We start from the raw sequence: 23,971 nt of genomic DNA on the forward strand, positions 1-23,971 counted from the left end.
CCCCGCTCAGTACTCGATCTTGTCGCGCTTGGTGGCCCAGAGCGAGACGACGGTCAGGATGAGGGTGAAGAAGAAGATCACCACACCCATGGCACAGGCGTAGCCCGCCTCGCCGTTGCGCAGGAAGCTGCGCATCAGGTAGGTCGAGATGAGCTCGCTGTGGTGGTCGGGGCCGCCGCCGAAGTAGGCGCCGGGCGTGATCGAGGAGACCAGCGCGAAGGCGTCCATGGCGACGATGGCCAGGTAGACCCAGGCGGTCTGGACGGTCTCCCAGAGCAGCGGCAGGGTGATCTTGAAGAAGGTCTGGCCGCGCTTGGCGCCGTCCAGCAGGGCGGCCTCGTAGATGTCCTTCGGGATGCCCTGCATGGCGGCCGAGAACAGCACCAGGTAGAAGCCGACGCCGGACCAGACCAGCACCGCCAGCACGCACCACATGACCATGTCCGGGTCGGACAGCCACTGCACCGGGTCGTTCGCGCTGGCCAGGCCGAGCTTGATCAGGATGCCGTTCGCCAGGCCGGCCTGGTCGGTGCGGTACACCGCGCCCCAGAGCACCGCGAGGATGGCGATCGAGAGCACCTGCGGGAAGAAGAAGACGACCTTGTAGAAACCCGCGCCCTTGACGCCCTGGACGCCACCGGTGCCGCCCTTGCCGCCGACGTTCAGCATGAAGGCGAAGAACAGCGCGATCAGGATGGTGACGACCGGCAGCAGGATCAGCAGCAGCAGGTTGTGCCAGAGCGCGCCGGCGAAGACCTCGTCATCGAGGAGTCTCGTGTAGTTGTCCAGGCCGACGAAATCCATCTCCTGGCTCGCCCCGGACCAGTTGGTCAGGGAGTATCCGAAGGTCTGCGCGTACGGCCAGAGCACCAGCCCGACGTAGAGCAGAATCGGAAGGAAGAGGAACCCCACGATGAAGGGGTACTTGCCGTGACGCATGGTCACTTTCTCCTGTCCGTCAGGAAGACGCACCGGGGGCGGTAGGGGCCCCCGGTGCGGTGTTCAAGTGACCGGTGATCAGGCGGTCTTGTTCTTGGTGGCCGACTCCTTGGCGCGCTTGATCCACTCGTCGGGACCGATGCGCTTGGCCATCAGCTCGCCCGAGGCGTTCTGCAGGTCCTCGTCGAACTTGGAGGCGGTGTTCGGGTACTGGAAGTTGAAGGTGTTGGTACCCGCGGCCTTCAGCGCCACCACGGTCGAGGCGGTGCCCGGCTTCAGCTGGACCTCGGGGCCGACGCCGTCCTTGAGGCAGGTGAGGCTGTTGGCGGTCTGGGCGAACTTGCCCGAGGCCTCCTTGGTCAGCATCTTGCGCAGGAACTCCAGGCCGCCGGCCACGTTCTTCGCCTTGGACGGGACGATGAAGGGCTCGCCGGCACCGGCGCGGATGGCCTCGAAGGGCAGCTTGTCGCCGGCCAGCGACGGCATCGGCAGGAACTTCATGTCGAAGTCGGCCGGGGTGGTCGGCAGCTGCTCGTTCTCCAGCCAGGAGCCGGACGGGATGAACGCGGCCTTGTACTGGTTCCACGCGGTCTGCGACTCGGTGTGGGTCATGCCGTTGGTGCCGGGGAGCAGGAAGTCCTTGTCCACGATCTGGTAGAACGCGGTCACGGCGGTCTTCACGGCCGGGTCGTCCCACGCCGCGGCGTCGAGCGAGTCGATCCGCTTCATGAGGTCCAGGCCGCCCTGCTTGGCGATCATGTCCATCATGACGACGTTGATGTAGTACGGGTACTTGCCCTGGTGCGCGACCGGGGCGATGCCCTTGGCCTTGATCTGGGTGCACAGGGTGATGAACTCGTCCCAGGTCTTGGGCGCGGTCCAGCCGTTGTCCTTGAACAGCTTGCCGGAGTACCACCAGCCGAAGACGGTGTAGACGTAGGACAGGTTGTAGACCTTGCCCTTGACCGTGCCGGACTCGATCGTGCCGGGCATCAGCACGTCGCGGACCTTCTTGGTCGGGTCGTCGAGGTACGGCGAGTCCAGCAGCGGGGCCAGGTCGGTGAGCTGGTTGGAGTCGGCGAGGACGTCGAGCTTCATCTGCTTGGCGCCCGAGTCGTCGATGACGTCCGGCGGGGAGCCGGCGTTGAAGCGCGGCTGGAGCTTGCCGGTGACGTCCTTGTCGGCCTGGTGGTTGATCTTCGCACCCGGGAACTGCTTCGAGTAGATCGCCTCGAAGGACTTGGCGTACTCGTTGCCGTAGCCGCCGTCGAAGATGAAGACCTCGAGGCCGTCGGCGTCCTTGACCCCGAACGGGTTCTTGGCGTCGCTCAGGTTGAAGCCGCCCGCCGCCTTGGCGCCCTTGTCACCACTGCTGCCGGTACCGCCGGCGCAGGCCGCGAGCAGCGAGCTGCTACCGGCCGCCAGCACGGTGATGGCGGCCGCGCGCTTGAAGAGATCGCGGCGGTTGTACTCAGTTGCAGAGCCCATGCGTGCCCTAACCCCTCAGTTCCAGAAGAGATGTGGACCGGAGCTGACAGTGCGTCAACTCCCGTTGCCCGGAAGGTGCCCAGCGGCGAAGGTGCCGGTCAGAGGCGGTGTGATGATGCTGCAAAGGTATAGTCCACTGTTCACCCAGCGGCAATAGTCAACGGGTCCGATAACAAACCTGACGGTCGAACCGTTGTCGGCGATGCAGCATGTGCAATGTGCAGGGTCCCTTCACATTGCGCGTCCGCGTCACCCGCGAGCGCGAATCTAGCGCGTTAATGTTCGTTTGAACATAGAAACGCGCAGCTTCGCGCATCACGGTTCGGGAACCATGAGCGCGAAGCCGCGCGCGGAAGAGCCCCCTCCGGGGGTCAGTCGTCCCGGAGGCCCTTGTCCAGAGCGGCCACCAGGGTGCCCCGGGCGTCGTCGTTGTCCAGCGACCAGGCCATCACCCCGCCCAGGTCGTTCTGCTCGACGTAGCGGGCCTTGCGGGTCAGCAGCTCCGGGGTGTCGTACGTCCAGAACTCGGTGCCGTCGTACTTCCAGGTCGCCCCGTGCGAACGGTCGGTGAACACCGTACCCGGCAGCTCCACGATCTTGTTGTAGGGCAGGTTGCCGCCCCTGGCCAGGCCGGTCGCGCTCTGGTAGAGGCCGTTGCCCTTCGGCCCGGCCTGCACGCCCGTCCAGCCGTAGCCGTAGAACGGGACGCCGACCACGGCCTTCTTCGCGGGCAGGCCGCGGTCCAGGTAGGCCCGCACCGTGCGGTCCACGCCCAGCTTCAGGCCGGAGGCGTCGGCCCGGTCCGGGTACAGGTTGGCGTCGTGGTTGGTCGGCCCCTGGGCCTCCCACGGGCCGTGCAGGTCGTAGGTCATCAGGTTCAGCCAGTCGACCGACCTGGCGACCTTTCCGACCTCCAACCGGTCGATCTTGCCCTCGGCGGCCGGCACCGCCGCGGTGAGCAGGTAGTGCGGGCCTCGGCGGCCGGACAGCGCGTCCAGCTGGCGGCGGAACTCCTGCATCAGCAGGGTGTAGTTCCTCCCGTCCTCCGGGCGCACCACGTTGCCCGCGTCACCGCCGCCGCCCGGGTACTCCCAGTCGATGTCGATGCCGTCGAACACCCCGGCGCCGGCGCCCGCGCCGCCCTCGGCGGAGCCCAGCTGCGGCAGGTCGCCCTTGAGGTACAGGTCGATGCAGGAGGAGACGAACTTCTTCCGCGAGGCGTCGGTGAGCGCCGCGTCCGAGAAGTACTTGGACCAGCTCCAGCCGCCGAGCGAGACCACCGCGCGCAGCTGCGGGTTGGCCGCCTTGAGCTTGCGGATCTGGTTGAAGTTGCCCTTGAGCGGCTGCTCGGCGGTGTCGGCCACGCCGTCCACCGCCTCCTCGGCGCCCACCGGGCGCTGGTAGTCGGCCCAGGCGTCGCCCACCCCGGCGCCGTTGGCCTCGAAGCAGGTGCCGTCGGCCGAGACGTTGCCGAAGGCGTAGTTGAGGACGGTCAGCTTGCCGGCCTGGCCGCTGTCCTGGACCTTCTTGGCCGAGAAGCCGCTGTAGACACCCCACTGGGTGAAGTAGCCGACCCGCTGGCCCGTCAGCCGGTGGTTCTGCTCGTGGGCCTGGGCCGGGGCGGCCGCGAAGGAGGCGATCAGCACGGCCGCGAGGACCGCCGATGTGCGTCTGGTCATTCCGTGAATCTCTCCGATTCAGCGTCAATTGGTATGGACCATGTGCTGAGGGAGAGGTTTAGTCCATCGGCCCGGGAACACACAAGAGGCCGGACCGCGCTGAGCGCGGTCCGGCCTCCCGGGTCCTACGTGCCGGATCAGCCGATCAGGCTGCGCAGCACGTACTGCAGGATGCCGCCGTTGCGGTAGTAGTCCGCCTCACCGGGGGTGTCGATGCGCACCACGGCGTCGAACTCGACGGTGTTGCCCGCCGCGCCGACCGCCTTGACCTTGACGGTCTTCGGGGTGCGGCCCTCGTTCAGCTCGGTCACGCCGGTGAACTCGAAGGTCTCCTCGCCGGTCAGGCCCAGCGAGTCGGCGTTCTGGCCGGCCGGGAACTGCAGCGGCAGGACGCCCATGCCGATCAGGTTCGAGCGGTGGATGCGCTCGTAGGACTCGGCGATGACGGCCTTCACGCCGAGCAGCGCGGTGCCCTTGGCCGCCCAGTCGCGGGACGAGCCGGAGCCGTACTCCTTGCCCGCCAGGACCACCAGCGGGATGCCCGCGGCCTGGTAGTTCTGCGAGGCGTCGTAGATGAACGACACCGGGCCGTCGGCCTGGGTGAAGTCGCGGGTGTAGCCGCCCTCGGTGCCCGGCGCGATCTGGTTGCGCAGGCGGATGTTGGCGAAGGTGCCGCGGATCATCACCTCGTGGTTGCCACGGCGGGAACCGTACGAGTTGAAGTCGCGCTTCTCCACGCCGTGCTCGGTGAGGTACTGCGCGGCCGGGGTGCCCGGCTTGATGTTGCCGGCCGGGGAGATGTGGTCGGTGGTGACCGAGTCGCCCAGCTTGGCCAGCACCCGGGCGCCGGCGATGTCGGTCACCGGGCTCGGGGTCTTGGCCATGCCCTCGAAGTACGGGGGCTTGCGGACGTAGGTGGACTCGGCGTCCCACTCGAAGGTGTTGCCGGTCGGGACGGGGAGCGACTGCCAGCGGTGGTCACCGGCGAAGACGTCCGCGTAGTCCTTGGCGAACATGTCCTGGTCGATGGAGGAGGCGACCACGTCGGCCACCTCCTGCTCGGACGGCCAGATGTCGGCGAGGAAGACGTCGTTGCCGTCGGCGTCCTGGCCCAGCGCGTCCTTGGTGATGTCCACGCCCATGTTGCCCGCGATCGCGTAGGCGACCACCAGCGGCGGGGAGGCCAGGTAGTTCATCTTGACGTCGGGGTTGATCCGGCCCTCGAAGTTGCGGTTGCCGGAGAGCACCGAGACCACCGCGAGGTCGGACTCGTTCACCGCGGCGGAGACCTCCTCGGGCAGCGGGCCCGAGTTGCCGATGCAGGTGACGCAGCCGTAGCCGACCAGGTTGAAGCCCAGCTTCTCCATGTACGGGAGCAGGCCGGCCTTCTCGTAGTAGTCCATGACGACCTTGGACCCGGGGGCCAGGGTGGTCTTGACCCACGGCTTGACCGTGAGGCCCTTCTCCACGGCCTTCTTCGCCAGCAGGGCGGCGCCCAGCATGACGGAGGGGTTCGAGGTGTTGGTGCAGGAGGTGATCGAGGCGATCACGACCGCGCCGTTGTCGATCTCGTAGGTCGAGCCGTCGGGGGCGGTGACGGCGGTCGGCTTCGACGCCTCGGCCGAGTAGGTCGGCAGCGCCTCGGCGAACTTCGACGCGGCCTCGGCCAGGACCACGCGGTCCTGCGGGCGCTTCGGGCCGGAGATCGACGGGACGACGGTGGAGACGTCCAGCTCCAGGTACTCGGAGTAGACCGGCTCGACCGACGGGTCGTGCCAGAGGCCCTGCTCCTTGGCGTACGCCTCGACCAGGGCGAGCTGCTGCTCGCTGCGGCCGGTGAGCTTCAGGTAGTTGATGGTCTCGGCGTCGATCGGGAAGATCGCGCAGGTCGAGCCGAACTCCGGCGACATGTTGCCGATGGTGGCGCGGTTCGCCAGCGGGATCGCGGTGACGCCCTCGCCGTAGAACTCGACGAACTTGCCGACCACACCGTGCTTGCGCAGCATCTCGGTGATGGTGAGCACCAGGTCGGTGGCGGTGGTGCCGGCCGGGAGCTGGCCGTTCAGCTTGAAGCCGACCACCCGCGGGATCAGCATCGAGACCGGCTGGCCGAGCATCGCGGCCTCGGCCTCGATGCCGCCGACGCCCCAGCCCAGCACGCCCAGGCCGTTGACCATGGTGGTGTGCGAGTCGGTGCCGACGCAGGTGTCCGGGTACGCCTGGCCGTTGCGGACCATGACGGTGCGGGCCAGGTGCTCGATGTTGACCTGGTGCACGATGCCGGTGCCCGGGGGAACGACCTTGAACTCGTCGAACGCGGTCTGGCCCCAGCGCAGGAACTGGTAGCGCTCCTTGTTGCGGCCGTACTCGATCTCGACGTTCTGGACGAAGGCGTCCGGGGTGCCGAACTTGTCGGCGATGACGGAGTGGTCGATGACCAGCTCGGCCGGCGCCAGCGGGTTGATCTTCGCCGGGTCGCCGCCGAGGTCCTTGACGGCCTCGCGCATGGTGGCCAGGTCGACCACGCAGGGCACGCCGGTGAAGTCCTGCATGATCACGCGGGCGGGCGTGAACTGGATCTCCTCGCTCGGCTCCGCCGCGGCGTCCCAGTTGCCCAGGGCACGGATGTGGTCGGCGGTGATGTTCGCGCCGTCCTCGGTGCGGAGCAGGTTCTCCAGCAGGACCTTGAGGCTGTACGGCAGCCGCTCGGAACCCTCGACGGCGGAGAGCTTGAAGATCTCGTACGACTCGTCGCCCACCTGCAGCGAGCTGCGGGCGTCGAAGCTGTTCGCGGACACGACTGACTCCTTCTTGGTCCACCCGGTGATAAGGTAAGCCTTAGCTAACCTGACTGCCGCCGCTTACCGGGCCGAGGATGGAGGCCCGCACCCCTCGCAGGGGCCCGCGCCTCTCGGCAAGTATCTTGACGTCAAGATAAAGCGTAACGCGGAATGTATCTCGATGTCGAGATAAACCATAGTGCATGGGCCCTGCCCACACTTCACCGGCACGTCCTACCGCGCAAACCGGTACCCGCCCCGTGCGCACCACCCGCCACAGAAGATTCTGCCGAAGCCTGTAACGCGACCGTCCGGCCCGCGCGTCCTGTTCTGTGCAGGGGTTCTGTGCAGGGGCGGGACAGGAACAGGACGGGGGGCACACAGGTGGTGCTGGGGCGGCGCAGGGCAGCCGAGGAGTTGCGCGAGTTCGAGGAGTTCGCCCGGTCCCGGGGCACCGCGCTGTTCCGCACCGCGCTGCTGCTCTGCGGGGACTGGCACCTCGCCGAGGACCTCACCCAGACCGCGCTCGCCCGGATCTACGCCTCCTGGGGCAAGGTCCGGGACGCCGACAGCCCCGCCGCGTACGCCCGCACCGTCCTGGTCCGCTGCTACCTCTCGCACCGGCGGCTGCGCCGCAGCACCGAACTGCCGGTGCTCGACCTGGTGCCGGAGCAGGCCGCCGCCGACCACGACCCCGCCCTGCGGGTCGCCCTGCTCGCCGCGCTCGCCGAACTGCCGCCCAAGGACCGGGCCGTGCTCGTGCTGCGCTACTGGGAGGACCGCAGCGTCGAGGAGACCGCCGCCGAGCTCCAGCTCACCCCCGGCACCGTCCGGGTCCGGGCGCTGCGCGCGCTCAACAAGCTGCGCGGGCGGCTCTCCCCGCACCTGGACTCCCTCGCCTCCTGATCCCCCGCCCGACCCCCTCCTGCCCGTGCGCCCCCGCCCCGGGGGCCGACCGTCAGAACAGAAAGCGAGAACTCCCCGATGCCCGAACAGGAGCTGAACGACGTCAGCGACGTCTTCGTCCGGGCGGTCGGCGGCGCCGCGCCCGACCTCGGGCTGCTGGTCGCCGGCGCCGCCGCCGAGGGCCGGTCGATCCGGCGCCGGCGCCGGGTCGTGCGCAGCGGCGCGGTCGCCGCCGTGCTGGCCGCCGCGGTCACCGGCGGCGTGCTGCTGCGACCCGGTGCGGGCCCGGCCCCCGTGACCGTGGCCGCCCCCACCACGCCGAGCCCCGCCCTCCCGGCCACGCCGCTCCCCACCACCACTCCGCCGCCGGGCATGGTGGCCGCCGACGCGTCGACCCTGTACGAGACCCTGCTGCCGCTGCTCCCCGCCGTCCCGTTCGAGCACCGCGGCGAGGCGTACGACTTCAGCACCAACCTCAAGGGCCCCGGTCCGGTGGCCGCCATCACGCAGGCTTCGGTCTGGTCGAACGGCGTGTGGGCGTCCGTCGGCGTCGAGCTGCAGTACCCCGCGCCCGCCGCCCCGGAACTCGCGGTCCGCTACGACTGCGCGACCTACCCGGCCGTCGACAACTGCGCTCCCGTGATGTCCGGCTCCGTCCCGGTCGGAGTGGTCATCACCGGGCGCGACTACAAGAACCGGATCGTCCACCAGGTGGACCTGGTGAACCGGACCGGTCTCCGGATCATCGCGCAGGCCACCGGCACCGCCGACACCCCTCCGGGATTCGACCGGCAGGCCCTGACCGGGATCGCCACGAACCCGGTCTGGAGCCCCTGGGTCACGGAGCAGGAGGCCGGGAAGGCCCGGAAGGAGCACCCGGTCGAGACCCACCCCGACCCGCAGAGCATCCACCTGCCGATCGGCGGCCTGCCGCTGCCGGGGGCCGGCACGCCGACCGGGAGCGCTTGGAACGGCAGCGGCACGGGCGGCGTCTCGCCCTGAGGGGCGGGCCCGGGTGACCGGCGGGGCGGGGCCGCGGACTACGGTGGGCGGGTGATCGTGGTCGATGCCTCCGCCGTGGTGCTGTTCCTCTCCGACGCCGGGCCGCGCGGTGACGCCGCGCGGGCCGAACTGGCCGCCGACCCCGAGTGGGTGGCGCCCGAGCACGTGCTGATCGAGGTGATGCAGTCGCTGCGCGGGCTGTACCTGGCCAAGGAGCTGACCGCCGAGCGGGTCGCCGAACTCGCCCGGCAGCTGCCGGAGTTGAGCATCCGGAAGGTGCCGGTCGCCCCGCTGCTCGACCGGATCTGGGAGCTCAAGGACAACCTGACCCCCGACGACGCCGCCTACGTGGCGGTCGCCGAGCGGCACGGCGCCGCGCTGGTCACCGCCGACCTGCGCCTGATGCGGGCGACCGGGCCGCGCTGCGAGATCCGCGGCATCGCCCCGGCCGACCGGGCCGCCGGGCCCGCCGCCGGCTGACCCGCCCGAGGGCGGGGGCGGCGGGCCGTCGAACTGGTGCGGCAGCGCGGGCCGGGCGGGTGTTCCCGTACGGGTGACTGTGCGCGGCGGTGCGGCACGGCGGCGTGCGCGGCGGCCGGGTCGGCGGCCACGGTGGGCGGTGTTCCCTGACGGCCCGTCGGAAGGTCCGCGATGCTCCTGTCCCCCGCCACCGGCGCGCTGCTGGTGCCGCTCGCCCTGCTGCCGATCAGCCCGCCCGGCGCCGAGGGCCCGGCCGGGTCCGCCGGGTCGGCCACCGACCGGGTGGTGGACGCCCGGTTCGACCGGGCGAACGGCATCGTCCCGGCCCGGGCGATCACCCACGCGCCCGACCTGGTGCCGTACGGCGCGCAGGTCCGGGTCACCGTCGGCCGGGCCGCCGGGCGCACCGTCGTCTCGGTCGAGCTCTCCGGGGTGGCCGGGGCGCACGAGTTCCCCGCGCACGTGCACACCGGGGCCTGCGGCGCCGACCCGGCCGCCTCCGGGCCGCACTACCAGCAGGTCGCGGGCTCGGACGCCGCCGACAACGAGCTCCGGATGACGCTGCGCACCGACCCGGGCGGGGCGGCGGCCGCCTCCACGACCGTCCCCTGGCAGTTCCGGCCCGGCGAGGCGCACTCGCTGGTCCTGCACGCGGGCACCCCCGCCGGCCGGCACGCCCCGGCCGAGCGGGTGGCCTGCGTGGACGTCGACTTCTGACCTTCCCCGCTCGGCTCGCCGAGCGTCAGGAGCCCAGGGTCGCCACCAGCACGGCCTTGATGGTGTGCAGCCGGTTCTCGGCCTGGTCGAAGACGACGGAGTGCGCGGACTCGAAGACCTCGTCGGTGCACTCCAGCTCCGACATGCCGGTCAGCTCGTGCATCTGCCGGCCGATCTCGGTGCCGAGGTCGTGGTACGCGGGCAGGCAGTGCAGGAACTTGACCGCCGGGTTCCCGGTGGCGCGGACGGTGTCCATCGAGACCTGGTAGGGCTTCAGCAGCGCGATCCGCTCCGCCCAGACCTCCTTGGGCTCGCCCATCGACACCCAGACGTCGGTGTACAGGAAGTCCGCGCCGGCCACGCCCGCCGCCACGTCCTCGGTCAGCGTGATCCGGGCGCCGGTGGTCGCGGCCAGCGCCTCGGCCGCCTTGCGGACCTCCTCGGCGGGCCACAGCGGTGCCGGGGCGACGATCCGGATGTCCATGCCCAGCAGGGCGCCGGTGACCAGCAGCGAGTTGCCCATGTTGAAGCGGGCGTCGCCGAGGTAGACCAGCGTGGTCTCGTGCAGCGGCTTGGTGGAGTGCTCCCGGACGGTCAGCACGTCGGCCAGCATCTGGGTGGGGTGCCACTCGTCGGTCAGGCCGTTCCAGACCGGGACGCCCGCGTGGGCGGCCAGTTCCTCCACCACGTCCTGGCCGTCGCCGCGGTACTCGATGCCGTCGAACATCCGGCCCAGCACCCGCGCGGTGTCCTTGACCGACTCCTTGTGGCCCATCTGCGACCCGGCCGGGTCGAGGTAGGTGGTGGACGCGCCCTGGTCGTGGGCGGCCACCTCGAAGGCGCACCGGGTGCGGGTGGAGGTCTTGGCGAAGATCAGGGCGATGTTCTTGCCGCGCAGCCGGGGCTGCTCGGTGCCCGCGTACTTCGCGGCCTTCAACTGGGCGGCGAGGTCGACCAGGTGGCGGAACTCCTGGGGAGTGAAGTCGAGCTCCTTGAGGAAGTGCCTGTTCCGGAGGTTGAACGCCATACCGGTCTCCTGGGTCGGTCGACGGACTGAGACGGGAAGTGTATACGAGCAGCAGAATATTCATGCAACACCGTGATGGCCGACACCGGGTCGGGAGGCACCGCGGGGGTGCCTCCCGACCGGGTGGAACCGACGCCCGGTGGGGCCGACGCCCGGTGGGTCGGCGCCCGGTGGGTCAGAGGCGGGGGTCGACCGGCTCCGACTCCAGGGCCAGCACCGCGAACACCGCCTCGTGCACCCGCCACAGCGGTTCGCCCGCCGCCAGCCGGTCCAGCGACTCCAGGCCGAGCGCGTACTCGCGCAGGGCGAGCGAGCGCTTGTGGCCGAGCGAGCGCTGACGCAGCCGGTCCAGGTGCCGGGTGTAGTCCGGACCGTAGATGATCCGCAGGTACTCGCGGCCGCGGACCTTCAGGCCGGGCTGGACCAGCCGCCCGGAGCCGTCCCGCTGCAGCGCCTCGACCGGCTTGACCACCACGCCCTCGCCGCCGGCCGCGGTCAGCTCCTCCCACCAGGCGGTGGCGGCGGCGATCGAGCTCTCGTCCCCGGTGTCGACGAACATCCGGCCGGTGCGGTGCAGCACCGGGGCGGCGCCGGCCCGCTCGGCGGACTCCCGGTCGGCGTCGACCAGGCCGTCGATCAGGTCGAGGTGCTCGGTGTGCGGGCGCAGCGCCAGGTTGGCGCCCTCGGCGGCAAGCAGCTGGAACGGGGCCAGCCGGATGCCGTCGAGGCCCTCGGTGGGCCAGCAGTAGCGCCGGTAGGCCTCGGTGAAGGCCCGCGCGTCGGTGGCGCGCTCGCGCTGGCGCTCCGTCAGCTCGGCGACGTCGAGCCCGCGGGCGGCGGCCCGGGCCAGCGCGTCCAGGGCGACGGGCAGCGCGGCGCCGGCGGCCGCGCCGACCGCGGCGTACTGGCGGCGCAGCAGCTCGGCGGCCTTCAGCGACCAGGGCAGCAGTTCGGCGTCCAGCAGCAGCCAGCCGGTGTCGAGCGCGTCGAACAGGCCGGACCGCTCGGCGGCGGTCCGCAGCCGGTCGAGGATCGCGCCGGTGAGCTCCTCGTCGTTGAGGAAGGCGCGGCCGGTCCTGGTCCAGATCGCGCCCGGGCCGGGCAGGCCGAAGCGCTTCTCCAGGGCGGCCTCGTCCCGGGCGACCAGGACGACGGCCCGCGAGCCCATGTGCTTCTCCTCGCAGACCACCTGCCGCACCCCGTCCTGCCGGTAGGCGAAGAACGCCTCCTCGGGGTGCTCCAGCAGGCCCGCGCGCCGGGCGGTCGGCGAGGGTGCCATGGTGGGCGGCAGGTAGGCGAGCAGCCGCGGGTCGAGCGCGAAGCGGCTCATCACCTCCAGCGCCGCGGCGGCGTTCTCCTCCCGGACGGCGACGTTGCCGAGCCGGGCGGTCTCCACCACCCGGCGGCCGACCACGTCGGCGAGGTCGAGCGGACGGCCCTCGCGGGCGCCCGGCGCCTCGGTGTGCATCGGCCGGACCGGCTCGTACCACTCCTGCTCGGCCGGGACGGAGACGATCTCCCGCTCCGGGTAGCGCAGCGCGGTGAGGCTGCCGCCGAAGACGCAGCCGGTGTCCAGGCAGATCGTGTTGTTGAGGAAGCTCGCCACCGGGACGGGGGTGTGGCCGTAGACCACCAGGGCGCGGCCGCGGTACTCCTCGGCCCACGGGTAGCGCACCGGCAGGCCGTACTCGTCGGTCTCGCCGGTGGTGTCGCCGTACAGCGCGTGCGAGCGGACCTTGCCGGAGGCGCGGCCGTGGAACTTCTCCGGCAGGCCGGCGTGGCAGACCACCAGCGCGCCGCCGTCCAGCAGGTAGTGGCTGACCAGGCCGCGCATGAACTCCCGCACCCGCTCGCGGAACTCCTCGCTCTCGCCGGACAGCTGGTCGATCGACTCCTGCAGGCCGTGCGAGACGGTGACCTTGCGGCCGCCCATCCAGCGGCCCAGCTTGTTCTCGTGGTTGCCGGGGACGCAGAGGGCGTGGCCGGCCTCGACCATGCCCATCACCAGCCGCAGCACGCCCGGGGTGTCCGGGCCGCGGTCGACCAGGTCGCCGACGAACACGGCGGTGCGGCCCTCCGGGTGCGCGGCGTCGACGGCGCGGCCCCGCTCGTCCCGGGTGATCGCGTAGCCGAGCCGGCCGAGCAGGGTCTCCAGCTCGGAGCGGCAGCCGTGGATGTCGCCGACGATGTCGAACGGGCCGGTCAGGTGCCGCAGGTCGTTGAACCGCTTCTCCGGGACGATCTCGGCGTGCTCGACCTCCTCGACGCCGCGCAGCACGTGCACCTTGCGGAAGCCCTCGCGTTCCAGCCCGCGCAGCGAGCGGCGCAGGTCGCGCTGGTGACGGGGGATCACGTGCGCGGGCAGCTGCCGGTCCGGGCGGGTCCGGTTGCGCTCGGCGCACACCTCGGCCGGGACGTCCAGCACGATCGCGATCGGCAGCACGTGGTGCTCGCGGGCGATCGCCACCAGCGCCCGGCGGGCGTGGTCCTGCACGTTGGTGGCGTCGACCACGGTGAGCCGACCCGCCGCGAGGCGCTTGCCGACGATGTAGTGCAGCACGTCGAAGGCGTCGGCGGACGCCGACTGGTCGTTCTCGTCGTCGGCGACCAGCCCCCGGCAGAAGTCGGAGGAGACGACCTCGGTGGGCTTGAAGTGCTTGCGGGCGAAGCTGGACTTGCCGGAGCCGGTGCTGCCGATCAGCACCACCAGCGAGACGTCGGTGACGGGCAGCCGGCGGCCCGGTCGGGCGGGGGTCGGCTCCGGGGTGGTGGTGCTCATCGGTGGGCGCTCCCTTCCGGGGCGGGGTCGTTCGACGGGGTCGGGGTGGTGGCGGTCTCGGTGGTCTCAGCGGTCTCGGCGGCGGTGCCGGTCGGGAGTTCGGCGAGGCGGAAGTGGGCGAGCTGGGTGGGCGCGCCGACCTCGGGGTCGAGCGGGCCGACCGGCTCCAGGTCGACGGTGTACCCGAAGGCCGCGGCGACCCGCTCCGTCCAGGCCGCGAACTCGGCGCGGCTCCACTCGAAGCGGTGGTCGTCGTGGCGCATCCGCCCGGCGGGCAGCGTCTCCCAGCGCACGTTGTACTCGGCGTTCGGGGTGGTCACCACGACCGAGGCGGGCCGGGCCGCCCCGAACACGGCGTACTCCAGCGCGGGCAGCCGGGGCAGGTCGAGGTGCTCGATCACCTCGCACAGCACCGCCGCGTCGTAGCCCTTGAGCCGGGCGTCGGTGTACGTCAGCGCGCCCTGGACCAGCTTCACCCGGCGGGCCTGCCGCTCCGGCAGCCGGTCCAGGTGCAGCTTGCGGGCGGCGATCGACAGCGCCCGCGCGGACACGTCCACGCCGAGCACCTCCGTCACCCGCGGCTCCTTGAGCAGCGCGCCCACCAGCTCGCCCTGCCCGCAGCCCAGGTCGAGCACCCGGGCGGCCCCCGTCCGGGCCAGTGCCGCCAGGATCGCCGTCCGCCGCTGCCCGGCCAGCGACTCACCGCGCTCCGGCGCCACCGCCTCGGCCGGCTCCGCGAGCGCGACCGCGACCGCTGCGTCTGTCCCGGCCGCCGCGTCCGGGGCGTCCGGGGTCTCCAGGGCGTCTGGGGTCTCCGGGACGTCCGGGACGGCGTTGTCGAGTTCCTCCGCCTCGCGGTCGTCGGCCTCGGCCAGCCGGGCCAGCGCGAGGCGTTCGGTGGCGAGCCTGGTCAGCGACCAGCGGCGGGACAGGTAGCGGCGGACGATCAGGGCGCGCTCGGGGTGGTCGGCGAGCCAGCCCCGGCCGGCCGTGAGCAGCTTGTCGACCTCGTCGGGGGCGACCCAGTAGTGCTTGGCGCCGTCGAGGACGGGCAGCAGCACGTACAGGTGCTGCAGCGCCGCGGCGAGCCGCAGGGTGCCGGTGAGTTCGAGTCGCACGTACCGGGAGTCGCCCCACGCGGGGAAGGACGCGTCCAGCGGGACGGGCACCGCGACGACCCGCCAGCCCAGCGGGGCGAACAGCCGCTCCACCAGGGCCGGACCCTCGCTGCCGGCCACCGGGACGGCGGGCAGCTCGATCTGCAGCGGCATCGCCCGACCGGGCAGCTCGGGGCGGTGCGCGCACTCGCCCTTCATCGCGGACCGGAAGACGGTGCGCAGCGCGACCGCCAGCAGCGAGGACGCGGCGTACGGCCGGTCGTTGACGTACTGGGCGAGCGCGAGGTCGGGGGAACCGGCCCGGCCCTTGCCGCGGCCCTGCCGGAGCAGCGCCGCGGAATCCACCTCCAGCAGGAGGGCGGCCGTGCACGCGTGCTCCCCGGACTCGGGGTAGAAGACGTGCGCGGTGCCGTGCGCGGTGGTGAAGCGCTGCACCTTGTCGGGGTGCTTGTGCAGCAGGAAGCCCAGGTCGGAGGCGGGGTCCTCGGCGGTGCCGGTGATGGAGATCGATACGAACACCCGGTCGAGTATGGCTGTCGCGGCCGTTCGGGGGCATCAGGTTTTGTCCGTCCGGTGAGCGTGTTGGTCACTCCTCGCCCCGATTGGTTACGGTGCCGGATGTGACTGCTGAAACCTCCTCCTCCGCAAGTGGCGCGGTGGCCGTCGGCCTGGCGACCATCGCCGCCGACGGCACCGTCCTCGACACCTGGTTCCCGGCGCCCGAGCTGGCCGCCGCCCCCGGCCCGGCCGGTAGCGTCCGGCTGAGCGCCGAGGAGGCCGAGCGGGAGCTCGGCCCGGGCGCCGCCGAGGCGCTCCGCACCGACGCCCGGCGCGGCGTCGAGGTGGTCGCGGTGCGCACCGTGATCTCCTCCCTGGACGAGAAGCCGCTGGACGCGCACGACGTCTACCTGCGCCTGCACCTGCTCTCCGCCCGCCTGGTGCGGCCGCACGGCCAGAACCTGGACGGCATCTTCGGCCTGCTGGCGAACGTCGCCTGGACGTCGATCGGCCCGACCCCGGTCGGCAACGTGGAGCGGGCCCGGCTGGCGGTGCGCGCCGAGGGCGGGCAGCTCGCCCTGTACGGCATCGACAAGTTCCCGCGGATGACCGACTACGTCGCACCGAGCGGCGTGCGGATCGCCCATGCCGACCGGGTGCGGCTGGGCGCGCACCTGGCCGAGGGCACCACCGTGATGCACGAGGGCTTCGTCAACTTCAACGCCGGCACCCTGGGCACCTCGATGGTGGAGGGCCGGATCAGCGCGGGCGTGGTGGTCGGCGACCACAGCGACATCGGCGGCGGCGCCTCGATCATGGGCACCCTCTCGGGCGGCGGCAAGCAGGTCGTCTCGGTGGGCGAGCGCTGCCTGCTGGGCGCCAACGCGGGCATCGGCATCTCGCTGGGCAACGACTGCGTGGTGGAGGCGGGCCTGTACGTGACCGCCGGCACCCGGGTCACCGCCCCGGACGGCAAGGTGGCCAAGGCGGTCGAGCTGTCCGGCCAGGACAACCTGCTGTTCCGCCGCAACTCGCAGTCGGGCGCGGTCGAGGTGATCGCCCGCTCCGGTTCGTGGGGCGGTCTGAACGCGGCACTGCACGCGCACAACTGACCTCCTGTCAGGTGGTGTTCGTCCTCCGGACGGCCGGTCTCCGGCCGCCCGGAGGCGTTCCGGAGGCGTTCCGGGACGCCGGTCGGCGGCTTCCCGCGGGTACCGGCCGGCCGCCCCGCGGCACCGGCGGGTGCCGTAGCCCAGCGGGGGCGGGCCCCGCAAACTCGGCTCACTCCTGGGGCTGACCCGGTGCGGGGGTTGGACCTCAACGGGTGGTCCGGGGTGACCGCGCGCGGCGGGGGCTCGTTGGACCGGCGGCGCCGACCCCGGCGCCGCGCACCGCACCACCGAGTTGAAGGGGCCTCCTCATGTCCGAGCCCTGGACCGAGCCGCCCACCGCGGACGGCACTGCCGCCACCCCGAAGTCGCTGCTGGAGCAGATGCAGGAGCTGCTCGCCTCGATCAACACCGACCTGGCCGGACTCGACTTTGACCTCCGCTCCTCCGACCCCCGTCCCTCCGCCGGCCGCGACGCGCAGGACCCCGCGGCGGACGGCTCGCCCCGCGGCTGAGCCAGGCCCGCCGGGACCGGCGGGCCCAGCGGGACCACGAGCCTCGGCTCCGCCCGCCGGGCCCCGCCCGGCGCCCTTCCCGCCCCGGCCCGCACCGGGGCGTCCTCCGGTACCCGCCCCGTCCCGTCCGAGGCATCGCCGCCTGCCGCGCCGCCCTCCGCGCCGTCCTCCGCTCCTCCCGCCGCGCCGCCCTCCGGATCGTCCTCGGCAGCGCCCGTCACCCGCTGCTGCTCCCGGAGCAGTTCGGCCACCAGGTCGCGGCACTCCGAGCCCGCGTCCAGCCCGTCGATGCAGCTCCAGTACAGGCTCTCGGTGTCGGCCCCGCAGGCGAGCACCACCAGGCTCTCGCGCATCTCGTCGAGCAGCGCGGCGAGTTCGACCAGGACGGGCTCCAACTCGCCGATCTCGGTGAGCCGTTCGATGAGGCCGGGGCCGGACCAGCCGGCGAAGCCGCCGCCGGGCGGGTCGTCCAGGCCCGGTTCGGGTGGCTGTCGCAGGCAGCTCGCGGTGTGCGCCCCGGCCTCGCCGAGCAGTTGGCCGAGGGTGGCGAACTCCTCGCCGTCGTGGTCGGCGATCCGGGCGCCGACGGCCTCGGCGATCAGCCCGGACTGCCAGGCCTCGTGCAGGATGTCGCTCGCCGCCCGGGCCTCGGCCAGGGCGTGCCGGACGGTCTTGATCAGTCGCAGTGCTTCCACGGTGCGCGCTCCCCTCGTCCCGCCGCCGGCCCTCGGCGGTGCTGGACGGGACCCAGCGTGCCGCCGTCGGCGGGTCCGCTCCCAGCGGGTTCGGCGCACCTGTGGACAATCCGGCCCTGTGGAAAACCCGGGTCCCCCGCAGGAGGGAAAACCGGATGATTCCTCAGGGTGCCGGGAACCGCTGCTCGTTGCGCACGATCTTCTCGGCCAGCGCCCGCAGCGGGTCCACCTCCAGCACAGTGCACAGTTGCAGCAGGTAGGCCAGGACGTCCGCCACCTCGTCGCGGACCCGGTGCGCCGTCCCCTCCGCGTCCATCACCGCCGCGGCCTGCTCGGGCGTCAACCACTGGAAGATCTCCAGCAGTTCGCCGGCCTCGACGGTCAGCGCCGAGGCCAGGTTCTTCGGGGTGTGGTACTGCTGCCAGTCGCGCGCGGCGGCGAACTCGGCCAGCCGCCGCTGGAGTTCGGGCACCGTCAGATCGTCCGGGTCGTCGTTCATGCCCCCAGGTCTACCACCGTCCCCGTCCCCAGCACCGTCCCCGCCCCCGACGCCGACCTCGCTCCCGACGCCGGCCCCGTCCCCAGCACCGTCCCCGATGCCGCCTCCGGGGCCGCCGGGAGGTCCGCACGGGCACCGCCCTGGGCCGGCACCCGTCCGCCCGGGTCGGTGCGGCGCAGCAGGCTGTGGCCGGTGGCCGGATCGCGCCGGCACTCGACCAGTTCGACGCCGTCCAGGGCGAGCGCGGGGCCGGGCTCCTGGAGCGCGGCGAGCAGCCGCATGTCGCCCTTGCCGGTGACCTCGCGGGCGAGCCGCAGCAGGGCGCCGATCTGGTCGGCCGCCAGGCCCGCCCCGAGGTCCTCGGCGAGCAGCACCAACTGCCGGTGGGCGTCCGGTACTTCACCGGCCGGGTCGACGTCCAGCACGTCGGCGCCGGTGAGCAGCACGGCGGCGAAGGCGAGCAGCCGGAGCATGCCGTCGGAGGCCTGGTCGGCGCCGGTCCGGCCGAGCACGCCCTCGTCGAAGACGGCGAGCAGCCGAAGACGGTCGCCCTCGCCGCGCCGGGCGACGTCCAGGCCGAGCAGCGGGTGCGGGGCGGCGGCCTGGACGGCGCGCAGCAGGCGGGCCCAGCGGCGCTGGCACTCCTGCTTGAGCCGGCCGAGCACGGCGGAGAGGTTGGCGGCGGTGCCGAGCAGCCGGGCCTGCGGTTCGGGCCGGGTCCAGCCGCGCATCGCGGCGGGCACCGGGTGCAGGGCGAAGACCTCGCGCAGCGCGGTGAGCAGCTGCTCGGAGGCGGCCAGCACCTTGCGCTCGCCGTTGGTCGATCCGGCGACCCGGAGCGGCAGTTGGGCGGTGACCAGTCGGCTGCTGGGCATCGGGGCGCGGATGTCGCCCTGCCGGGAGTCGTTGTGCCAGGTGACGTTGATCCGGCCGCGGCCGAGGTCCTGCTCGCCGGTCTCCATCACGGTCTGGCCGTCCAGGGTGAGCAGCTCGCGGGCGATCCGGACCCGTTCGTCGGTGCGCACCACCACTTCGAGGCGGATCGTTCCGGCCCGGGAGCGGACGGTGCAGCCGAGGATGATCGCGTTGCGCCCGTGCGGCACGCAGCCGGCCAGGCCGCCGCGGACCGGGACGGCGAGCGGGCCGCTCGGGCCGCCGATGCCGTCCAGCGAGGGCTTGATCTCCTCGCCGAGGGCGAGCCGGGAGAGCACGCTCAGCGCGTCCAGCGCGTTCGACTTGCCCGCCCCGGACGGGCCGTGCAGCACGGTCAGCGGCGAGAGCGGCAGGGTGGCCCGCCGGTAGGACTTGAAGGAGGTCAGCCGCAGTTCCTCGACGGTGGGGCGCTTCACCTGCGGGGCGGCGTCGGGCAGTCGGCACTCCCCGCCGAACTCGCGCGGCTCCCTGGGGGCGCCGGAAGCACCGGGCGTACCGGGCGCACCGGGGGCGCCCGAGGCGTCCGGCGGGCGCGGGGGTCCGAACGCGCGCGGGGCACGGGCCGGGGCGGGCGGGGCACCGGCCGAGGCGGGCGGGAGGGACGGGGCCGAGGGGGCTTCGCTGGTCACCCCGAGCACTCTAGGCCCGCTCTGAGCTGCAGAAACGTCTCTCCTGACGCCCTTTCACCCCTTCGAGTCCCAACCGTCCCCGGCGCCGCGCCGCGGTGTCACTCGTAGGCGGTGATCCGCACCGATCCGGTGACCTCGACCGGCTCCGGCAGCGCGTCCAGGGCGGCCGCCAGCGCGGCCGGATCGGTGTGCCAGGCGCTCGGGCCCATGCCGACCACGGCGGCGGCGTCCGCCCGGGACAGTCGCAGCGCGAACTCCACCTCGGTGCGCCCCACCGGCGCGAACCACGGGCCGAGCTTCTCCTCGATCCGGCGGTCCTTGTCCTCGTCGACCGAGAGCAGGCCCAACCCGCCGACCAGTTCCCGCAGGTGACGCGGCGTCGGGGCGGCCACCAGCAGCCGGCCGCCGGGGCGCAGCACCCGGCGCATCTCGGGGCCGTTGCGCGGCGCGAACACGTTCAGCAGCACGTCCGCCGCGCCGTCCCGGAGCGGCAGCGGGCGCCAGGCGTCGCACACCACGGCGCCGATCCGCGGGTGCGCCTTCGCGGCGCGGCGCAGCGCGTACTTGGACAGGTCCAGCGCCGCGCCCGCCGCGCCCGGCCGGGCGTCCAGCACCCGGGCCAGGTAGTGGCCGGTGCCGGCGCCGAGGTCGGCCACCAGGCCGGTGTCGGCCGGGACGGCGGCCGCGGCCCCGGCCAGCGCGCGTTCCAGCGGGGCGTAGTGGCCGGCTTCCAGGAAGGCGCTGCGGGCGGCGACCATGTCGGCGGTGTCGGCGGTGCCGGCCTTGGCGTCCCCGGTGAGCAGGCTGACGTAGCCCTGCTTGGCCTGGTCGAAGCTGTGGCCGTCCGCGCAGCGCAGGGTGCGGGCGTCCAGCGCCAGCGGGCGGGCGCAGTGCGGGCAGACCAGGTAGGGCTCGATGTCCTGCAGCAACTCGGTGGTGTCCTCGCGGAGATCGTCAGGGGCCGGGGGGAACGTCGAGGGTATCCCGCCCGCGGGCGCCTCGTCGCTCTCCCGACCCCTGACGGGCCGCACCGACGGCTCCCTCCGCGTCGCCCGGGCCGGGCCGGCGGCTCGCTCCGCACCGTCCGGGCGGCACCGACGACTCACTCCTCGCCGTCGTCGCCGACCTCTTCCTCTTCCTCCTCGTTCTCGTCGACCACCCACATCGCCAGCCGTTCGGCGACGCCGGTGATGCCGAGCTTCCCCTCCCGGATCGCCCGGGCCAGGCTGCGCACCTCGCGCGCGGTGGTCGCCACCCGGCAGCCGCTGGCCACCAGGTACGCGTAGGCGACGGCGGTGGCGAACAGTTCGTTGTTGCGCTCCAGCGCGGGCACCCGGATCAGCTGGTGCATCAGCGCGGCCGCCCGGTCCTGCGGCTCGGGGTAGACCGGAATGTCGAAGATCTCGGCCTGGTGCCTGGTGATCGCCGCGAGCAGCGATCCGTAGTCGATGACCTGCGGGTCACCGGGCGTGTACTGCTCGGCGGTCATGAGCAGCCACGAGAGGTCGACCTCAAGCTTCAACGGCGCACGTCCTGGAGTTCACTGGGGGAACCGAACTCGGCGAGGAACACCGCCTCGTGCTCCTTCATGAACTGGGCCGCGGCGTCGACGAAATTGCGCCCGGCCTCCCCCATGTCCTGCTGCACCAGGCGCTCGATGTACTGGTTCATGCTGATCCCCTGCTGCTCCGCCCGCTCGCGGGCCATCTCGGCGGTGGTCGCGTCCACCCTGACGTTCAGCTGCTTCTTGGCCATACTTCACGCTAGCGCCGAAGCGCTAGCACAACAAGGGCGCAAACCGGCCGCACCCCGCTCCCCCACCCTGTCCGCCCGCGCCCCCGCGAAAACCGGCCGATCGTCTCGGGCCTGTACCCGCTTCGGAACAGCCCTGTGAACGCGGTTGTCCCTGCCGGCCGGCCCTGCGATCGTCATCGCGGCCCACCCACCACCGCCCCTGGAGGACCCACCGATGCCGTTCCGGCGCAGCACCGTCCGCCGCACCGCCGCCGCTGCCTCCGTCGCCCTGCTGGCAGTGGCCTGCACCGCCTGCGTCGGCAGCCCCCGGCGGGCCGCGTCCGGCCCCGGCGTCGCCCGGACCGGCAGTGCTCCGTCGGCCCGGTCGACCGCCGTGACGATGAGCAACCCGGACCTGTCGGCGTTCGTCGGCCTCCCGCTGGCCGACGGCCTGCCGGGCAGCGTGTGGCCGCAGATCCGGGAGGTCTACCGTCGGGCCTGCGACAGCAGCCTCCAGGGTTCCGACTGCGTGGGCCTGCAACGGCGCTACACCGACCCGGTGCCGGCCGGACCGGCGGGCCCCTGCCGGTTCACCCGCTCCGAGCCCGGCCCCGGCGTGCAGCTCACCGCGGACCGGACCGTCGTGCTGGTCGGCACCGGCCCCTGCGCCGCCGAGACCGACAGCCCCGCCCCCAGTTCCTCCGCCACCGCCTCGCACGGCCCGACCCCCGGCCCGTTCCCCTCCTCCGCCTCCACGCCCTTTCCGGCCCCGCCCCTCGGTCCGGACTCCACGCCGGCCCCCGCCCCGCTCCCCGATCGGGGCTCCACACCGGCCCCCGGCCTCACCTCCCGCCCGCAGACGCCCGCCCGGCCCACCCCGCCCGGACGCGTCACCACCCCGCCCCGGGCCACCAAACGGCCGTGACCGCTCCCCGGAAACGCCGCACGGGCGCGGGAAGGCCCCCGCGCCCGTGCCTCCGTGTCCGAACGGTCGACTGCTCGACCGGCTACGCGGTGGGCTCCAGGATCGCCACGCACTCGAAGTGGTGGGTCATCGGGAACAGGTCGAACGCCCGGAGCGAGACCGGGCGGTAGCCGCCCTCGCGGAAGAAGGCGAGGTCGCGGGCGAGGGCCGCCGGGTCGCAGGCGACGTAGGCGATCCGGCGGGCCTCCAGGGAGCAGAGGTGGGCGACGGTGTCGCGGCCGGCTCCGGCCCGGGGCGGGTCGAGGACGATCAGGTCGGTGGAGGTGATGCCGGTGCGGGGCAGCAGGGTCTCGACCCTGTCGCACTCGATCCGGACGTTCTCCAGCGCCGCCAGGTTGTGCCGGGCGTCCAGCACGGCCTGCTTGCCGGACTCGATGCCGAGCACCGCGCCGTCCTCGCCGACCCGCTCGGCCAGCGCGCCCGCGAACAGGCCGACGCCGCAGTACAGGTCGAGTGCGCTCTCGCCCCACTGCGGGTCGAGGCCGGTCAGCACCGCGTCGACCAGGGTGTCGGGCGCCTCCGGGTGGATCTGCCAGAAGCCGCCGTTGGAGACCCGCCAGGTGCGGCCGGCGGCCCGCTCGCGGACGAAGGCGCGGCCGTGCACCCGGTGGAACAGGTCCTGCTCGTCGACCCGGGCGATCGAGGTCTCCCGATCCAGCTCGACCAGCGGCAGCTGCTCGCCGGGCCGCGGCCGCAGGATCACCTGCCGGTCGGAGGAGCCGCTGGCGGCGATCGCGTCCACCGAGGCGACGCCCGTCCAGTCCCGGGACTCGATGCCGAGCTCGGTGACGCCGGGCGCGGCGATCAGGCAGCGGTCGATCGGCTGGAGGTCGTGCGAACGGTGCTTGCGCAGCCCGACCGTGCCCTCCTCGTCGACCGCGTACTGGACCCGGCTGCGCCAGGCCGGGACCTCGCCCGCGGCGAGCTTGCCGCCGACCGGCTCGATCGAGCCGTCCCAGTGCGCCTCCTCGGGGGTGAGGCCGGCCAGCTTGGCGAGCTGCTCAGTGAGGACGGTGCCCTTGAGCTTGCGCTGCCCGCCCGGGGTGACGTGCTGCCAGTCGCAGCCGCCGCACCTGCCGGGGCCGGAGAACGCGCAGGGCGCCTCGATCCGGTCCTTGGCGGCCTCCAGCACCTCCACCGCGTCGGCCCGCAGGAAGCGCGAGGTGGTGGTGCCCTCGGTCACCAGCGCGACCACCCGCTCACCGGGCAGCGCGTGCCGGACGAACAGCACCCGGCCCTCGTGCCGGGCCACGCAGTGCCCGCCGTGCGCCACCGGCCCGACCTCGACCTCGTAGCGCTCGCCGACCAGCGGGTCCCCGGACGGCTGCCGCAGCACCGGCTGGGCGGGCCGCAGCGCCTTCGGCGGACGCACCGCCCCGGGCCGGCGCCCCTGCCGGGAGGCGGCGGCGGCCTTCTTCGCACCGCCGTCCTTCGCACCGCCGTCCTTCGCACCGCCGTC

Annotated in this window: 20 protein-coding genes; 6 read left to right on the forward strand and 14 right to left on the reverse strand. The window is 72.9% G+C overall.

Translation table 11 applies throughout. The features are described from left to right. Positions 1-6: 6 nt before the first annotated feature. The 4 genes from ACIOHG_RS35480 to acnA all read right to left on the reverse strand — a co-directional run bounded on the left by ACIOHG_RS35480 (position 7) and on the right by acnA (position 6,904). Positions 7-939 (reverse strand): carbohydrate ABC transporter permease, encoded by a 933-nt coding sequence (locus tag ACIOHG_RS35480; protein ID WP_400712540.1) that lies wholly within the window; start codon positions 937-939, stop codon positions 7-9. Between the two features lie 78 nt (positions 940-1,017). Beyond that, positions 1,018-2,427 carry an N-acetylglucosamine/diacetylchitobiose ABC transporter substrate-binding protein gene (ngcE, locus tag ACIOHG_RS35485; RefSeq protein WP_400957193.1) on the reverse strand — a complete coding sequence of 470 codons (1,410 nt, stop codon included), beginning with the start codon at positions 2,425-2,427 and terminating at the stop codon, positions 1,018-1,020. A 371-nt stretch (positions 2,428-2,798) separates the two neighbouring features. Next, positions 2,799-4,106: a glycoside hydrolase family 18 protein gene (locus tag ACIOHG_RS35490; protein ID WP_400957196.1), complete on the reverse strand. Its 1,308-nt coding sequence runs from the start codon at positions 4,104-4,106 to the stop codon at positions 2,799-2,801. 137 nt (positions 4,107-4,243) lie between these two features. After that, a complete protein-coding gene (acnA, locus tag ACIOHG_RS35495; RefSeq protein WP_400957198.1) occupies positions 4,244-6,904 on the reverse strand; it encodes an aconitate hydratase AcnA in 2,661 nt (886 codons plus the stop codon). 366 nt (positions 6,905-7,270) lie between these two features. On the opposite strand from acnA, the gene ACIOHG_RS35500 reads away from it, so the two are divergent. From ACIOHG_RS35500 to ACIOHG_RS35515, 4 genes are all read left to right on the forward strand, one after another. Further along, on the forward strand, positions 7,271-7,792 hold the full coding sequence (locus ACIOHG_RS35500; RefSeq protein WP_400957201.1) for a SigE family RNA polymerase sigma factor: 522 nt from the start codon (positions 7,271-7,273) through the stop codon (positions 7,790-7,792). A gap of 78 nt (positions 7,793-7,870) precedes the next feature. Further along, a complete protein-coding gene (locus ACIOHG_RS35505; protein WP_400957204.1) occupies positions 7,871-8,794 on the forward strand; it encodes a hypothetical protein in 924 nt (307 codons plus the stop codon). A 51-nt stretch (positions 8,795-8,845) separates the two neighbouring features. Beyond that, entirely contained in the window at positions 8,846-9,274 is a 429-nt protein-coding gene (locus ACIOHG_RS35510; RefSeq protein WP_400957207.1) for a type II toxin-antitoxin system VapC family toxin, read from the forward strand. A 171-nt stretch (positions 9,275-9,445) separates the two neighbouring features. After that, entirely contained in the window at positions 9,446-9,991 is a 546-nt protein-coding gene (locus ACIOHG_RS35515; RefSeq protein WP_400957210.1) for a superoxide dismutase family protein, read from the forward strand. 25 nt (positions 9,992-10,016) lie between these two features. On the opposite strand, the gene argF is transcribed toward ACIOHG_RS35515, so the two are convergent. From argF to ACIOHG_RS35530, 3 genes are all read right to left on the reverse strand, one after another. Next, positions 10,017-11,018: an ornithine carbamoyltransferase gene (gene argF, locus ACIOHG_RS35520; protein WP_400957213.1), complete on the reverse strand. Its 1,002-nt coding sequence runs from the start codon at positions 11,016-11,018 to the stop codon at positions 10,017-10,019. 175 nt (positions 11,019-11,193) lie between these two features. Next, a complete protein-coding gene (locus ACIOHG_RS35525; protein ID WP_400957215.1) occupies positions 11,194-13,797 on the reverse strand; it encodes a polynucleotide kinase-phosphatase in 2,604 nt (867 codons plus the stop codon). Further along, positions 13,794-15,434, reverse strand: coding sequence for a 3' terminal RNA ribose 2'-O-methyltransferase Hen1 (locus tag ACIOHG_RS35530; protein ID WP_400957218.1), 1,641 nt, complete (start codon positions 15,432-15,434; stop codon positions 13,794-13,796). The genes ACIOHG_RS35525 and ACIOHG_RS35530 overlap by 4 nt, the downstream gene beginning before the upstream one ends. A 101-nt stretch (positions 15,435-15,535) precedes the next feature. Between ACIOHG_RS35530 and dapD the strand changes: the two genes are divergently transcribed. After that, positions 15,536-16,525, forward strand: a complete 990-nt coding sequence (gene dapD, locus ACIOHG_RS35535; protein ID WP_400957220.1) for a 2,3,4,5-tetrahydropyridine-2,6-dicarboxylate N-succinyltransferase — start codon at positions 15,536-15,538, stop codon at positions 16,523-16,525. 205 nt (positions 16,526-16,730) lie between these two features. Here dapD and ACIOHG_RS35540 read toward each other — a convergent pair whose 3' ends face one another. From ACIOHG_RS35540 to ACIOHG_RS35565, 6 genes are all read right to left on the reverse strand, one after another. After that, on the reverse strand, positions 16,731-17,732 hold the full coding sequence (locus ACIOHG_RS35540; RefSeq protein WP_400957222.1) for a DUF6099 family protein: 1,002 nt from the start codon (positions 17,730-17,732) through the stop codon (positions 16,731-16,733). 163 nt (positions 17,733-17,895) lie between these two features. Then, entirely contained in the window at positions 17,896-18,231 is a 336-nt protein-coding gene (locus tag ACIOHG_RS35545) for a nucleotide pyrophosphohydrolase (RefSeq protein WP_400957225.1), read from the reverse strand. Further along, entirely contained in the window at positions 18,228-19,793 is a 1,566-nt protein-coding gene (locus ACIOHG_RS35550) for an AAA family ATPase (protein WP_400957227.1), read from the reverse strand. Before ACIOHG_RS35550 ends, ACIOHG_RS35545 begins: the two co-directional genes overlap by 4 nt. Before the next feature lie 98 nt (positions 19,794-19,891). Next, positions 19,892-20,722, reverse strand: a complete 831-nt coding sequence (locus ACIOHG_RS35555; protein ID WP_400957230.1) for a putative RNA methyltransferase — start codon at positions 20,720-20,722, stop codon at positions 19,892-19,894. 173 nt (positions 20,723-20,895) lie between these two features. After that, positions 20,896-21,315, reverse strand: a complete 420-nt coding sequence (locus tag ACIOHG_RS35560; RefSeq protein WP_400957233.1) for a fic family toxin-antitoxin system, toxin component — start codon at positions 21,313-21,315, stop codon at positions 20,896-20,898. Then, positions 21,312-21,548, reverse strand: a complete 237-nt coding sequence (locus tag ACIOHG_RS35565; protein WP_014135783.1) for a toxin-antitoxin system HicB family antitoxin — start codon at positions 21,546-21,548, stop codon at positions 21,312-21,314. The genes ACIOHG_RS35560 and ACIOHG_RS35565 overlap by 4 nt, the downstream gene beginning before the upstream one ends. Positions 21,549-21,762: 214 nt before the next feature. On the opposite strand from ACIOHG_RS35565, the gene ACIOHG_RS35570 reads away from it, so the two are divergent. After that, the gene (locus ACIOHG_RS35570; protein ID WP_400957236.1) at positions 21,763-22,452 is read left to right on the forward strand and encodes a hypothetical protein; all 690 of its coding nucleotides are present in this window, start codon (positions 21,763-21,765) and stop codon (positions 22,450-22,452) included. Positions 22,453-22,534: 82 nt separating this feature from the next. On the opposite strand, the gene ACIOHG_RS35575 is transcribed toward ACIOHG_RS35570, so the two are convergent. Next, positions 22,535-23,845 (reverse strand): class I SAM-dependent RNA methyltransferase, encoded by a 1,311-nt coding sequence (locus tag ACIOHG_RS35575; RefSeq protein WP_400957270.1) that lies wholly within the window; start codon positions 23,843-23,845, stop codon positions 22,535-22,537. Positions 23,846-23,971 lie beyond the last annotated feature (126 nt).

Source organism: Kitasatospora sp. NPDC088134, from assembly GCF_044741705.1.
GTDB lineage: Bacteria > Actinomycetota > Actinomycetes > Streptomycetales > Streptomycetaceae > Kitasatospora.

Excerpts from the sequence above, each read along its gene's own strand:
- ACIOHG_RS35480 (WP_400712540.1), bottom strand. The coding sequence starts at position 939 with ATGCGTCACGGCAAGTACCCCTTCATCGTGGGGTTCCTCTTCCTTCCG.
- ACIOHG_RS35525 (WP_400957215.1), bottom strand. The coding sequence starts at position 13,797 with ATGAGCACCACCACCCCGGAGCCGACCCCCGCCCGACCGGGCCGCCGG.
- argF (WP_400957213.1), bottom strand. The coding sequence starts at position 11,018 with ATGGCGTTCAACCTCCGGAACAGGCACTTCCTCAAGGAGCTCGACTTC.
- ngcE (WP_400957193.1), bottom strand. The coding sequence starts at position 2,427 with ATGGGCTCTGCAACTGAGTACAACCGCCGCGATCTCTTCAAGCGCGCG.
- ACIOHG_RS35545 (WP_400957225.1), bottom strand. The coding sequence starts at position 18,231 with ATGAACGACGACCCGGACGATCTGACGGTGCCCGAACTCCAGCGGCGG.
- ACIOHG_RS35515 (WP_400957210.1), top strand. The coding sequence starts at position 9,446 with ATGCTCCTGTCCCCCGCCACCGGCGCGCTGCTGGTGCCGCTCGCCCTG.
- ACIOHG_RS35505 (WP_400957204.1), top strand. The coding sequence starts at position 7,871 with ATGCCCGAACAGGAGCTGAACGACGTCAGCGACGTCTTCGTCCGGGCG.
- ACIOHG_RS35490 (WP_400957196.1), bottom strand. The coding sequence starts at position 4,106 with ATGACCAGACGCACATCGGCGGTCCTCGCGGCCGTGCTGATCGCCTCC.
- ACIOHG_RS35565 (WP_014135783.1), bottom strand. The coding sequence starts at position 21,548 with ATGGCCAAGAAGCAGCTGAACGTCAGGGTGGACGCGACCACCGCCGAG.
- ACIOHG_RS35570 (WP_400957236.1), top strand. The coding sequence starts at position 21,763 with ATGCCGTTCCGGCGCAGCACCGTCCGCCGCACCGCCGCCGCTGCCTCC.